Source organism: Streptomyces sp. NPDC008092 (genome assembly GCF_042957285.1).
Taxonomy (GTDB): Bacteria; Actinomycetota; Actinomycetes; order Streptomycetales; family Streptomycetaceae; genus Streptomyces.
Map to the genome: position 1 here is coordinate 19,616 of NZ_JBIBHY010000024.1, position 12,557 is coordinate 32,172.

General features: G+C 72.1%; 12 protein-coding genes. 11 read left to right on the forward strand and 1 reads right to left on the reverse strand.

Annotation, left to right across the window (positions count from 1 at the left end; genetic code table 11):
• The first annotated feature begins 36 nt into the window (after window positions 1-36).
• The 11 genes from ACFZB3_RS46325 (at window position 37) to ACFZB3_RS46375 (ending at window position 11,880) form a co-directional block, all read left to right on the forward strand.
• A complete protein-coding gene (locus tag ACFZB3_RS46325) occupies window positions 37-663 on the forward strand; it encodes an NUDIX domain-containing protein (protein WP_391389354.1) in 627 nt (208 codons plus the stop codon).
• Between the two features lie 194 nt (window positions 664-857).
• Window positions 858-2,933, forward strand: coding sequence for a tetratricopeptide repeat protein (locus tag ACFZB3_RS46330; protein WP_391389188.1), 2,076 nt, complete (start codon window positions 858-860; stop codon window positions 2,931-2,933).
• 135 nt (window positions 2,934-3,068) lie between these two features.
• The gene (ald, locus tag ACFZB3_RS46335) at window positions 3,069-4,193 is read left to right on the forward strand and encodes an alanine dehydrogenase (protein WP_391389190.1); all 1,125 of its coding nucleotides are present in this window, start codon (window positions 3,069-3,071) and stop codon (window positions 4,191-4,193) included.
• A 405-nt stretch (window positions 4,194-4,598) separates the two neighbouring features.
• Window positions 4,599-5,726 carry an AAA family ATPase gene (locus ACFZB3_RS46340; protein ID WP_391389192.1) on the forward strand — a complete coding sequence of 376 codons (1,128 nt, stop codon included), beginning with the start codon at window positions 4,599-4,601 and terminating at the stop codon, window positions 5,724-5,726.
• A complete protein-coding gene (locus ACFZB3_RS46345) occupies window positions 5,711-6,298 on the forward strand; it encodes a hypothetical protein (protein WP_391389194.1) in 588 nt (195 codons plus the stop codon). Before ACFZB3_RS46340 ends, ACFZB3_RS46345 begins: the two co-directional genes overlap by 16 nt.
• Window positions 6,299-6,316: 18 nt before the next feature.
• Window positions 6,317-7,387 carry a segregation/condensation protein A gene (locus ACFZB3_RS46350; RefSeq protein WP_391389196.1) on the forward strand — a complete coding sequence of 357 codons (1,071 nt, stop codon included), beginning with the start codon at window positions 6,317-6,319 and terminating at the stop codon, window positions 7,385-7,387.
• Window positions 7,384-8,034 carry an SMC-Scp complex subunit ScpB gene (gene scpB, locus ACFZB3_RS46355; protein ID WP_391389198.1) on the forward strand — a complete coding sequence of 217 codons (651 nt, stop codon included), beginning with the start codon at window positions 7,384-7,386 and terminating at the stop codon, window positions 8,032-8,034. The genes ACFZB3_RS46350 and scpB overlap by 4 nt, the downstream gene beginning before the upstream one ends.
• A gap of 11 nt (window positions 8,035-8,045) precedes the next feature.
• On the forward strand, window positions 8,046-9,170 hold the full coding sequence (locus tag ACFZB3_RS46360; protein WP_391389200.1) for a pseudouridine synthase: 1,125 nt from the start codon (window positions 8,046-8,048) through the stop codon (window positions 9,168-9,170).
• Between the two features lie 208 nt (window positions 9,171-9,378).
• Window positions 9,379-10,098: an NUDIX domain-containing protein gene (locus ACFZB3_RS46365; protein WP_391389355.1), complete on the forward strand. Its 720-nt coding sequence runs from the start codon at window positions 9,379-9,381 to the stop codon at window positions 10,096-10,098.
• On the forward strand, window positions 10,095-11,117 hold the full coding sequence (locus ACFZB3_RS46370) for an ADP-ribosylglycohydrolase family protein (protein ID WP_391389202.1): 1,023 nt from the start codon (window positions 10,095-10,097) through the stop codon (window positions 11,115-11,117). The genes ACFZB3_RS46365 and ACFZB3_RS46370 overlap by 4 nt, the downstream gene beginning before the upstream one ends.
• 4 nt (window positions 11,118-11,121) lie before the next feature.
• Entirely contained in the window at window positions 11,122-11,880 is a 759-nt protein-coding gene (locus ACFZB3_RS46375; RefSeq protein WP_391389204.1) for a DNA polymerase beta superfamily protein, read from the forward strand.
• Here the strand turns inward: ACFZB3_RS46375 and ACFZB3_RS46380 are convergent.
• Window positions 11,806-12,549: a DNA polymerase beta superfamily protein gene (locus tag ACFZB3_RS46380; protein WP_391389206.1), complete on the reverse strand. Its 744-nt coding sequence runs from the start codon at window positions 12,547-12,549 to the stop codon at window positions 11,806-11,808. The genes ACFZB3_RS46375 and ACFZB3_RS46380 overlap by 75 nt on opposite strands.
• Window positions 12,550-12,557 lie beyond the last annotated feature (8 nt).

A 12,557-nucleotide genomic window follows, 5' to 3' on the forward strand; every position in this document is an offset into this window, starting at 1 on the left:
CCCGGTTTTCTCCACGTACGGCTGGAAGGGTTCGGCATGACGATCAAGGACACCCCCGAGGAGTGGGAGATCCGGGCGACGGAGACCCCCTTCGTGGGCAACAAGACCTCGGTCCGCACGGACGAGGTGGTCATGCCCGACGGCTCGGTGGTCCGCCGCGACTACCAGGTCCACCCCGGCTCGGTCGCCATCCTGGCCCTCGACGAGGAGGACCGGGTGCTGCTCATCCGCCAGTACCGGCACCCGGTCCGGCAGAAGCTCTGGGAGATCCCGGCCGGACTGCTCGACATCCCCGGCGAGAACCCGCTGCACGCCGCCCAGCGCGAGCTGTACGAGGAGGCGCACGTCAAGGCCGAGGACTGGCGGGTGCTGACCGACCTGTACACCACCCCCGGCGGCTGCGACGAGGCGGTACGGATCTTCCTCGCCCGGGACCTGTCCGAGGCCGAGGGGGAGCGCTTCGAGACGGAGCACGAGGAGATCGACCTGGAGTACGCGCGCGTGCCGGTCGACGAACTGGTGCGCCTGCTGCTCGCCGGCGATCTCCACAACAACTGCCTCGTGACGGGCGTCCTCGCCCTGGTCGCCGCCCGCACCGGCGACGGCCTCGACGCGCTGCGCCCGGCCGACGCGCCCTGGCCGGCCCGCCCCTTCGAGTCCTGAGCCCCGCCCCCGGGGCGGGTGTCCGCCCTTCGAGCGCGCCGGTGTGACCATCGCCTGATCCGATCGGGCGATAGGCCCGCCGTGCTCTGCCCGGAACGTCCGCGCACGTGAACTAGGCTCGATGCGATTGAGCCGAAACGCCCGAACCGGAGCCCCGGCGGGCCTGCGTGTGCGGTGGGACGGGAGTGTGGCCCGTGACGGATCAGGCGGTGGACACAGGCGGCGTACGGCGCTCGGCGCCCGCGGCCACGGACGACCGGTTCCTGGGCCGTACAAGGGAGTTGAAGGAACTGCGCGCCGACATCGAGCGCGCAGGCCTGGACACCATCGCCGGCCGCAAGGCTCCCCGTGCCCGGGTCCTGCTGATCGCGGGCCGACCCGGATCCGGACGCACCGCCCTCGCCGGGGAACTCGTCCGGCAGGTCGCCCCCGGCTACCCCGACGGAGTGCTGCGCGCCCGCCTCACCGAGCCCGACGGCACCCCGGTCCCCGTCGAGCGCACCGCCCGCGACCTCCTCGCCGCCCTGCGGCTGCCCACCCCGCCCGGCGCCGCCGCGGACGACCTCACCCACGCCCTGCGCACCGCCCTCGCCGAACGCCGGATGCTGCTGCTCCTCGACGACGCGCCCGGCGCCGAAGAGGTCGACGTACTGCTCCCGGAGAGCCCGGACTGCCTGGCCGTCGTCGTCTCCGGCGGCCCGCTCACCGGGATCTCGGACGTCCGCCCCTGCACCCTGGGCGGCCTCGACACCAAGTCGGCCGTGGAACTGCTCAGCCGGTACACCGGCTCGGTCCGCATCACCGTCGACCCCCGGTCCGCCGAGTCGCTGGTCGAGGCCTGCCAGGCGCAGCCCGCCGCGCTCGCCCTGGCCGGCGGCTGGCTCGCCGCCCGCCCCCAGGCGGCCGTCTCCGACCTCGCCAAACGGCTGCACGCCGAGCCGGACGAAGGCACGGCGCTGGCCCGCGTCTTCCGGTTCGTGCACGGCCAGCTCCCGGACCGGTCCGCGCGGATACTGCGCCTGCTGTGCCTGGCCCCGGCCGGCCTGGTCGACCCGCACACCGCCTCCGCGCTGGCCGGCTGCTCCGTCGACACCGCCCGCACCACCCTGGACGAGCTGGTCCGCCTCGGCCTGCTGCACCCCGCGGGCTCCCTGCTGCCCCAGTACGAGGTCCCCGGCTGCCTGCACCCGCTGCTCCTGGTGCTGGCCGAGAGCCAGGAGCGGGCCGCCGAGCTCCAGCTGGCCCGCGCCCGGATGCTGGAGCGCACGGTACGGCTGCTGCAGTCCTGCCGGGCGATCACCGAGACCGACAACCCGCAGGCCCGCGAGAAGCTCCAGGCGCTCCCCCGTGAGATGCGCTTCCCCACCCCCCGCGCCGCCGCCGACTGGCTGCGCGTCCGGCGCCCGGCGCTGCTGGCCGCCGCCCGCGCGGCGGTCGCCGACGGCGAGCTCGACACGCTGGCCCGCCGCCTGATGGCGCAGCTGGTCAAGGCCATGGTGGCGCACCTCGGCACCCAGGCCGCGGCCCCCGACCTGTACGGCATCCACGGGCTCGTCCTCGACGTCGCCCGGCGCCGGGACCTGCCCCGCGAGCAGGCCGCCGCGCTGCTGAACCTCGGCGACCTGGACGCGCAGACCGGGCGGACGACGGATGCCCTGGTGCGATATCGGTCGGCCTTGGACGCCGGACGCAGAGCAAATGACCCGTACGCGACCGGTCGCGCAATGGAATCCGTAGGTGGTACTTACCAGGAGCTGGGGGACTACGACCGGGCCGCCGACTGGTTCGGCCGCGCCCTCGCCGAACGCCTCGCCCGCGGCGAGCGTGCCGAGGCGGCCCGGCTCTACGGCCGTATCGCCGGCGCGCACACCTACGCGGGCCGGTACGGCGAGGCGCTCCGGGCCTGGCGGGCGGCTGTTTCCGGCCACCGCAAGAACGGTGATGTGCCCGCGCAGGCAAGGGCGTTGAGCGAGCTGGCCCGGGTCCAGGAGTACGCGGGACGGCCCGAGGAGTCGCTGCGCACCTGCCAGGAGGCGGTCGAGTGGGCGCGCCGCGCCGAGGACACCCGGCTGCAGGCCGCGCTCCAGCTGCGGCTCGCCGACACGCTGGAGCGCCTCGGCGACTCCACCGCCGCGAGCCTGCACCGCTCGGCCGCCGAGCGCATGCTGGGGAAGGAGCCACCGGACCTCTTCGGGCACTCGGACCCCGACTCCGACCCGGAACACGGCGCTAACGCCTGCGAAATCCGTAGTGTGCCCGGCGAAGATTGATGCAATGAAAGGCTAGACAGTCGGAACACCTTCATTAAACTGGCTCTGCCGCCGGTTCTTCCGCGGTGTCTCCTGGTATGCCGCCGCATGCCGGGTATGCGTGTCTATGCCCCCACACCCTCTGAGCCAAGGACCGTGATCGACGTGAAGGTCGGCATCCCCCGCGAGGTCAAGAACAACGAGTTCCGGGTGGCCATCACCCCGGCCGGTGTGCACGAGCTGGTGCGTCACGGCCACCAGGTCGTCGTCGAGCGCGGCGCCGGTGTCGGCTCCTCGATCCCGGACGACGAGTACATCTCCGCCGGCGCCACGATCCTGGACACCGCCGACGAGGTGTGGGCCACCGCCGACCTGCTGCTGAAGGTCAAGGAGCCGATCGCGGAGGAGTACCACCGCCTCCGCAAGGACCAGACGCTCTTCACCTACCTGCACCTGGCCGCCTCCAAGGAGTGCACCGACGCCCTCCTGGAGTCCGGCACCACGGCGATCGCCTACGAGACCGTCGAGCTGCCGAACCGTGCGCTGCCGCTGCTCGCGCCCATGTCCGAGGTCGCGGGCCGGCTCGCCCCGCAGGTCGGCGCCTACCACCTGATGCGCGCCGCCGGCGGCCGTGGCGTCCTGCCCGGCGGTGTCCCGGGCGTGCTGCCCGCCAAGGCCGTCGTCATCGGCGGCGGGGTCTCCGGCTGGAACGCCGTGCAGATCGCCATCGGCATGGGCTTCGACGTGACCCTGCTCGACCGCGACATCAACAAGCTGCGCGAGGCCGACCGGATCTTCGGCACCAAGGTCAAGGCCGTCATGTCCAACTCCTTCGAGCTGGAGAAGGCCTGCCTGGAGGCCGACCTGGTGGTCGGCGCCGTGCTCATCCCGGGCGCCAAGGCCCCGAAGCTCGTCACCAACGAGCTGGTCTCCCGGATGAAGCCGGGAAGTGTCCTTGTCGACATCGCGATCGACCAGGGCGGCTGCTTCGAGGACTCCCGCCCCACCACGCACGCCGAGCCGACCTTCAAGGTCCACGAGTCGGTCTTCTACTGCGTCGCCAACATGCCCGGTGCGGTGCCCAACACCTCCACCTACGCGCTCACCAACGCCACGCTCCCGTACATCGTGTCGCTCGCGGACAACGGCTGGGCCGAGGCGCTGCGCCGCGACGCCGCGCTCGCCAAGGGCCTCAACACGCATGACGGCAAGGTCGTTTACAAGGAGGTCGCCGAGGCGCACGGCCTGGAGCACGTCGACCTCGACACGCTCATCGGCTGAGCCGGCCCGGACGGGCAAGTCACCTTTTCGTAAAGGCGATACGTCAACAAGCCGCGTCAATCGCGCACATCCGGCCGGACCTTGCCCGACAAGGTCCGGCCGGATGTGTGTATGGTCACTTTGCGACTTGCGGTCAACTCGCCTCGAACGTAACCCTTCGACCGATTCGCACACCGGTGAAACCTGCTGTGCGACGGCCGTACGCCCTTGACAGCGGGATGTTTCATTGCCGACACATCCTGCCGGGTCCGGCGGATTGTGTTGCTGCGAACGCCCGACACGCCATAGAGTCGCCAACCGTCGGCATAGTGCCACGCTGACCTGTCTAGAAGTTTCCTGGTCACCAAGGAGGTAAGACGACTTGTGAATGAGTCGACATTTTCTCCCGGGGGTGGTCAACCAGGAATGCCGGTACGGGACCAGGGTCCCGCGGGGTTCGAGGCTGTCGGCTCCGTCGCGGTGCGTACCTTCGCAGCAGCCCGGAGTCCGCTGACCACGCGGACAGCACACCAGAGCATGGATGGCCATCACGTGAACGCCATGGCCGGCGACGGAAGTGGCGCGCCCCACAACCAATTCGCCGACTACGACGAACTGCCCGACGGGCACTTCTACGACCCCGACGCCGAGTACGAGCCCGATCCGGAGTACGCGGCGACGCTCGCGCCCGACGCGGCCCGCCAGCGCCGCGAGCGCGTCGGCCCGACCGGGCGCCCGCTCCCGTACTTCCCGATCCCGGGCCCGGTGACCAGTCACGGCCCCGCGACGATCATCGCGATGTGCAACCAGAAGGGCGGCGTCGGCAAGACCACGTCGACCATCAACCTGGGTGCCGCGCTCGCGGAGTACGGCCGGCGGGTGCTGCTCGTGGACTTCGACCCGCAGGGCGCGCTGTCGGTCGGTCTCGGCGTCAACCCGATGGAGCTCGACCTCACCGTCTACAACCTGCTCATGGAGCGGGGCATGGCGGCCGACGAGGTCCTCCTGAAGACCGCGGTCCCCAACATGGACCTGCTGCCCTCCAACATCGACCTGTCGGCCGCCGAGGTCCAGCTGGTCTCCGAGGTGGCCCGTGAGTCCACGCTGCAGCGCGCCCTGAAGCCGCTGCTGCCGGACTACGACTACATCGTGATCGACTGTCAGCCCTCGCTCGGCCTGCTCACGGTCAACGCCCTGACGGCCGCTCACAAGGTGATCGTGCCGCTGGAGTGCGAGTTCTTCGCGCTGCGTGGTGTCGCCCTGCTGACCGAGACCATCGAGAAGGTCCAGGAGCGGCTCAACCCGGAGCTGGAGCTCGACGGCATCCTCGCCACGATGTACGACTCGCGCACGGTCCACAGCCGTGAGGTGCTGGCCCGGGTCGTCGAGGCGTTCGACGACCACGTCTACCACACGGTCATCGGCCGCACGGTCCGCTTCCCGGAGACCACGGTCGCCGGCGAGCCGATCACCACGTACGCCTCCAACTCCGTCGGTGCCGCCGCCTATCGCCAGCTCGCCAGGGAGGTGCTCGCCCGGTGTCACGCCGAGTGAGTCTGCCCGGGGCCGACGAACTGTTCCGTACGACCGGGGGGATGGCGCTGCAGCCGTCCACGCCCAGGCGTCCGGCCAACGGCGAGGCCCGGGTGCCGGCTCCCGCGGGGGAGAGCGACGAGACGGCGGCCGCGGCCGCCGAGGACGCGCCCCAGTCGGTGCCCGTGCAGGGCGGCGACGGGGAGGGCGCGGAGCACGTGGCGGCGGAGGCCGAGCCGGCCGACGCCGGGGAGTCCCGCACCCGCGCGGCGTCGGCCACGGTGGCGCCCTCCGGGCAGCGCCGGCAGGGGGTGCAGGAAGGTTCTGGCGCCGACGCCCAGCCCCGCAAGCGCGGGGGCAGGGCACCCGCCCGGCGGCCCAGCGGGCGTGAGCGGCACGACGAGAAGATCACCGTGTACGTCTCGGCCGAGGAGCTGATGGACCTGGAGCACGCCCGTCTCGTGCTCCGGGGCGAGCACGGGCTGGCCGTGGACCGGGGCCGGATCGTCCGCGAGGCGGTCGCCGTGGTCCTGGCCGACCTGGAGTCCCGCGGGGACGCGAGCATCCTCGTACGACGGTTGCGCGGGCGGTAGGGGTAGCCTGCGGGGGCTATGACCTCGTCCGACGTTCCCGCAGCCGGCCCCGGTCCCGGCCGCAGGCGTGCGCTGGGGCGGGGGCCGGGTGCTCCTGTGGCGGAGGCCGAGGGTCCGGCAGAGGCCGGTGGGGCGTTGTGCCCACCCGTTCCTCCCCCAGTGCCTGAAGGGCCTGGGGGGACCCCCAGCGGAACGCCTGCCCACAACGCGGTCGCGCCTGAAGAGGAACCCGGCGCTGTCGAACCCCAGCCCCCCGGCGCCGAGGAGCCACAAGACGTCCCCGACGGCGTCTTCAAAGTCCGGCTCGCCAACTTCGAGGGTCCTTTCGATCTGCTCCTCCAGCTGATCTCCAAGCACAAGCTGGACGTCACCGAGGTCGCGCTCTCCAAGGTGACCGACGAGTTCATGGCGCACATCCGGGCCATGGGGCCGGACTGGGACCTGGACCAGACGACCGAGTTCCTCGTCGTCGCCGCCACGCTGCTCGACCTGAAGGCCGCCCGGCTGCTGCCCGCCGCCGAGGTCGAGGACGAGGCCGACCTCGCGTTGCTGGAGGCCCGGGACCTGCTGTTCGCGCGGTTGCTGCAGTACCGCGCGTACAAACAGATCGCCGACATCTTCAACCGGCGTCTGGACGACGAGGCCCGCCGCTGGCCCCGTACCGTCGGCCTCGAACCGCACCTCGCCGAGCTGTTGCCCGAGGTCGTCATCAGCATCGGTCCCGAGGGATTCGCCAAGCTCGCCGTCAAGGCGATGCAGCCCAGGCCCAAGCCGCAGGTGTACGTCGACCACATCCACGCCCCGCTGGTCAGCGTGCAGGAGCAGGCCGGGATCGTGGTGGCGCGGCTGCGGGAGCTGGGCGAGGCCAGCTTCCGGGTGCTCGTCGAGGACACCGACAGCACGCTCACCGTCGTGGCCCGTTTCCTGGCACTCCTGGAGCTGTACCGGGAGAAGGCCGTCGCCCTCGACCAGGAGACCGCCCTCGGGGACCTGATCGTCCGGTGGACCGGCGGGGACGGTGGCACCCAGCCGACGGTGACCGACGAGTTCGACCGGCCGCCCGAGCCGCCCAAGGAGGAGAAGGCGTGAGTGAGGAGACCGCGGAGCTGCCGGCGGGGCTGCGGCCCGTCGCCGAGCTCGACCTCAAGCCGGCCCTGGAGGCGGTGCTCATGGTCGTGGACGAGCCCGCCACCGTCGAGCATCTGTCGAAGCTCCTGGAGCGGCCGAAGCAGACCGTCACGAAGGCGCTGCGGGCGCTGGCGGACGAGTACACCGCGCAGGGCCGCGGCTTCGAGCTGCGGTTCGTCGCCGGCGGCTGGCGCTTCTACACGCGCGGCGAGTACGCGCCCGCCGTGGAGCGGCTGGTCCTGGAGGGCCAGACAGCCCGGCTCACCCAGGCCGCCCTGGAGACCCTCGCGGTCGTCGCCTACCGCCAGCCGGTGAGCCGCAGCAGGGTCTCCGTCGTCCGCGGAGTCAACTGCGACGGTGTGATGCGCACCCTGCTCCAGCGCGGGCTGGTCGAGGAGGCGGGCGCGGAACCCGAAACAGGTGCGATCCTGTACAGGACGACGAACTACTTCCTGGAGCGGATGGGCCTGCGCGGCCTGGACGAGCTCCCGGAGCTCGCGCCCTTCCTCCCGGAGGCGGAGGCGATCGAGGCCGAGACCCAGGAGGGCGTGCCGTCGTTCGACCCGGACGCACCCGATGCGCCGGGTGCAGACGACGCAGACGACTAGACGGAAATTTGATGCGAAGCAGCAGCGGCAGGAACAGCAGCGGAAACAACGGCGGGAGCCGTGGTGGCAACAGCGGCGGCCGCGGCGGGAGCAGCGGTGGCCGCGGTAACTACCGCGGCGCCGGGAACGCCCGCGACGACAAGCAGGGCGCCGGCCGGCCGAAGAAGCCGCGCCCGGAGGAGCGGCGCTACGACGTAGGCCCGGGCGCCACCCAGGACGGCCCGAAGTCGGGCCGCGGCGCCTCGGCGCGCGGCGGCGCCAAGGGCGGCCCCCGGCAGAGCCAGGACACCGGGCGCGGCCGTTGGGCCCCGGCGAGCTCCCGTGAGTACGACGCCCGCGCCGAGGAGCGCAACCGCGAGCGGTACGCGGGCAAGAAGGACGTCAAGCTGCCCAAGACCTTCCCGGGTGCCGAGCAGGAGGGCGAGCGGCTGCAGAAGGTCCTCGCCCGCGCGGGCTACGGCTCCCGGCGCGCCTGCGAGGAGCTGATCGAGCAGGCCAGGGTCGAGGTCAACGGCGAGATCGTCCTGGAGCAGGGCAAGCGGGTCGACCCGGAGAAGGACGAGGTCCGCGTCGACGGGCTGACCGTCGCCACGCAGTCGTACCAGTTCTTCTCGCTGAACAAGCCGGCCGGCGTGGTCTCCACCATGGAGGACCCGGACGGGCGGCAGTGCCTCGGCGACTACGTCACCAACCGGGAGACCCGGCTCTTCCACGTGGGGCGCCTGGACACCGAGACCGAGGGCGTCATCCTGCTCACCAACCACGGCGAGCTGGCGCACCGGCTGACCCACCCCAAGTACGGCGTGAAGAAGACCTACCTCGCGCACATCGTGGGCCCGATCCCGCGCGACCTGGGCAAGAAGCTCAAGGACGGCATCCAGCTGGAGGACGGCTACGCGCGCGCCGACCACTTCCGGGTCGTCGAGCAGACCGGCAAGAACTACCTGGTCGAGGTCACCCTGCACGAGGGCCGCAAGCACATCGTGCGGCGCATGCTGGCGGAGGCCGGGTTCCCGGTCGACAAGCTGGTGCGGGTCGCCTTCGGCCCGATCACCCTCGGGGACCAGAAGTCGGGCTGGCTGCGCCGTCTGTCCAACACCGAGGTCGGGATGCTCATGAAGGAAGTCGACCTGTAGACCCTTTCAGGACCCCTCAGGGCCGCGGAACCCCGTGAAGGGGCGTGTGCGGCTCTCCGGCGGCCGGTCCCGGGCATTCGGGGACCGGCCGCCGTCGTGTCCGCGAACGGGGCTCCAGCGGCCGCTGGAGGCTTGCGCGGCTCCCCCCGACTCTTTATAGTCGTGACGACTATTAGTCGCATCGATCATCGAGGGGGTGGACGGGCGCATGCAGGGCTACGACAAGTACGCCTTCGAACCCTTCGCCGTCACCGTCGACCTCGCCGTCCTCACCCTCCGCGCCGGCGCCCTGCACGTGCTGCTCGTCGAGCGCGGGCAGGAGCCGTACGCCGGACAGTGGGCGCTGCCCGGTGGCTTCCTGCTGCCGCGGGAGTCGGCCGAGACGGCGGCCCGGCGGGAACTCGCCGAGGAGACCGGACTGTCGGACGTGTCCGGACTGCACCTGGAGCAGCTGCGGACCTACAGCGAGCCGGACCGCGACCCGAGGATGCGGGTCGTCTCCGTCGCCTTCACCGCACTGCTGCCCGACGCCCCCGAGCCGCACGGCGGCGGTGACGCCGCCCAGGCGCGCTGGCTGCCGTACGACCCGGGCAGGCCGCTCGCCTTCGACCACGACCGGATCCTGGCCGACGCCCATGAACGGGTCGGCGCGAAGCTGGAGTACAGCTGTCTCGCCACCGCCTTCTGCCCGCCCGAGTTCACCCTCGGCGAGCTGCAGCACGTCTACGAGACCGTGTGGGGCGTCGCACTGGACCGCCCCAACTTCCGCCGCAAGGTGCTCGCCACTCCCGACTTCGTCGAACCCGTCCCCGGCGCCGCCCGGTTGACCGGCGGCCGCGGCAAACCGGCCGCCCTCTACCGGGCGGGCACCGCCACCGCGCTGCACCCGCCCCTGCTCCGCCCGTCCCGGGAAGGACGCCCCGCATGACCACGAACATCGGCGACAAGCGCGCCGCCACCGGCTCCCTCATAGGTCTCGCCCTCGGTGACGCGCTCGGCTTCCCCACCGAGTTCAACGACGTGCCCTCGATCCTCGCCAAGTCCGGGCCGTGGCGGGAGATGGAGCTGCCGCGGCGGGCCTTCGTCTCGGACGACACCCAGATGACCCTCGCCGTGGGGCATGCCATGCGCACCGCCATGGACCGGGGGGTGCTCGCGCCCAAGCGGCTGGAGCGGCCGCTGCGCGAGGAGTTCGTGGACTGGTACCAGTCGCCCGAGAACAACCGGGCGCCCGGCCGCACCTGCCTGCGGGCCTGCAACCTCCTGAAGGAGGAGGGACGCGCCTGGCAGGACGCCAGCCAGATCGACTCCAAGGGCTGCGGCGCCAACATGCGGGTCGCGCCCGTCGGTCTCGCCCCCGGGCTGAGCGACGAACAGCGCGCCGGCGCCGCCCAGTTGCAGGCCGCGTTCACCCACGGCCACCCCACCGCGCTGGCCGCCTCCGACCTCACCGCGCGTGCCGTACGGCTGCTCGCGCAGGGGACCGAACCCGACCGGCTCGTCGACCGGCTGCGGTCCTACGCCCGCGAGAACCGCACCCGCTACCACCACTCCTGGCTCGGCGACCTGTGGACGCGCGGCCAGGACGCGAGCCCCGAGGCGTTCATCTCGCGCGGCTGGGACGAGTGCCTGGAGATCCTCGACCGGCTCCAGGAGGCCGTGCGCACCGCCTCGCCGGAGGACGACCCGTGCCTGGCCACCGGCGCCGGCTGGATCGCCGAGGAGGCCCTGGCCACCGGCCTGCTCTGCTTCCTGCTCTTCCCCGGCGAGCCGCTGCTCGCGCTGCGCCGGGCCGCCTGTTCCTCCGGCGACTCGGACTCGATCGCCTGCCTCACCGGGGCCTTCGCGGGCGCCCGGCTGGGCGCGGACGCCTGGCCGACGGAGTGGGCCGACCGGATCGAGTACGGGGGCGACCTGCTGACGCTGGGCGCGCTCTGGGACGCTTGAGCCCATGATCGACGACCTTGATCCGGACCTCGACCTGGCGCCCGTCGTCGCGGAACAGCCCGACCCGCTGCTGTTCGCGACCGTCTCCGGCGCGCACCTGTACGGCTTCCCGTCCCAGGACTCCGACCTGGACCTGCGGGGCGTCCACCTGCTGCCCGCCGCCGACCTGGTCGGGCTGCGCGAGCCGGAGGAGACCCGCTCCAAGACCTGGGTGCGCTACGGCGTCGAGATGGACCTCGTCACCCACGACCTGCGCAAGTTCGCCCGGCTGATGCTGCGCCGCAACGGCTATGTGCTGGAGCAGCTCCTGTCGCCGCTCGTCGTGCACACCGGCGACACGCACCGCGAACTGGCCGCGCTCGCCCCGGGCGTGCTCACCAGCCACCACGCCCACCACTACCGGGGGTTCGCGGTCACCCAGTGGCGGCTGTTCGAGAAGACCGGCGAACTCAAACCGCTGCTCTACACGTTCCGGGTGCTGCTCACCGGCATCCATCTGATGCGCAGCGGCGAGGTGCAGGCCCATCTGCCCACGCTCCTCGGCGAGGTCCCCGAGGCCCCGGCCCACCTGCCCGAGCTGATCGCCGCCAAGGCCGAACAGGAGCACGGCAAGGCCGCGGTCGGGTACACGCGCGTGGAGGCCGACGTGGAGCGGCTGCACGTCCTGCTCGACGAGGCGCAGAACGGCTCAGCGCTGCCCGACGCGCCCAGCGGTTACGACGCCCTGCACGGCCTGGTGATCCGCGTGCGTCTGGAGGGCTGAGTCCCGGCGCACCCGGAAGAGGAAGCCGGCCACGCGCGCGTGGTCCGGCTCCGCCGGGAGCGGGGTGCCCGGCAGCGCCCGCTCGGTCTCCGCGGCGAGCCGGGCCATCCGGGACTCGACCTCCGCCCAGGAGACCTCACCCCGCTTCACCGCCAGGAACTCCGCGCGCCGGTCGCCGACGTCGATCGTCAGCTCACCGGTGCGCAGCAGGTCGCGCGCGCTCGTCAGCAGCCGCAGCAGGTGCATCGCGTGCTTCCAGCGCGGGGCGCCGTGCGCCCGGATGTCCGCGTCGAGTTTCCGGCGCTGGCCGAGGGCGTAGCGGGTGAAGGTGGCGTAGGCGCGCCGGGAGAGGAAGGCGCCGCGCAGGGCGAGCAGCTCGCGGCCCGTGTCGTCGAGGTGCTCGACCAGGGGCGAGTGCAGGCACTCCAGGATGTTCGGATTGGCCCGCAGCGCCAGCTCGCAGAACCGCTCCAGCTCCCAGGAGAACCGCTCCTCGCCCGGCCCCTCGGCATGCGTGGGCGGCTTCTCGAAGCCCCAGAACAGGGGAGTGGGGGCGAGGAACACACCCCGGCGGTCGGTGTCGCTGTCCTCGGTGGCCAGGCCGAAGGCGCGCGACCCCATGACACAGGCATAGATCGTGTGGTCGCGTACCAGGTCCTCGGGCTGCATGTCCGGGA

Excerpts from the sequence above, each read along its gene's own strand:
- ACFZB3_RS46325 (WP_391389354.1), top strand. The coding sequence starts at position 37 with ATGACGATCAAGGACACCCCCGAGGAGTGGGAGATCCGGGCGACGGAG.
- ACFZB3_RS46340 (WP_391389192.1), top strand. The coding sequence starts at position 4,599 with ATGCCGGTACGGGACCAGGGTCCCGCGGGGTTCGAGGCTGTCGGCTCC.
- ACFZB3_RS46350 (WP_391389196.1), top strand. The coding sequence starts at position 6,317 with ATGACCTCGTCCGACGTTCCCGCAGCCGGCCCCGGTCCCGGCCGCAGG.
- ACFZB3_RS46360 (WP_391389200.1), top strand. The coding sequence starts at position 8,046 with ATGCGAAGCAGCAGCGGCAGGAACAGCAGCGGAAACAACGGCGGGAGC.
- ACFZB3_RS46365 (WP_391389355.1), top strand. The coding sequence starts at position 9,379 with ATGCAGGGCTACGACAAGTACGCCTTCGAACCCTTCGCCGTCACCGTC.
- ACFZB3_RS46370 (WP_391389202.1), top strand. The coding sequence starts at position 10,095 with ATGACCACGAACATCGGCGACAAGCGCGCCGCCACCGGCTCCCTCATA.
- ACFZB3_RS46375 (WP_391389204.1), top strand. The coding sequence starts at position 11,122 with ATGATCGACGACCTTGATCCGGACCTCGACCTGGCGCCCGTCGTCGCG.
- ACFZB3_RS46380 (WP_391389206.1), bottom strand. The coding sequence starts at position 12,549 with ATGCAGCCCGAGGACCTGGTACGCGACCACACGATCTATGCCTGTGTC.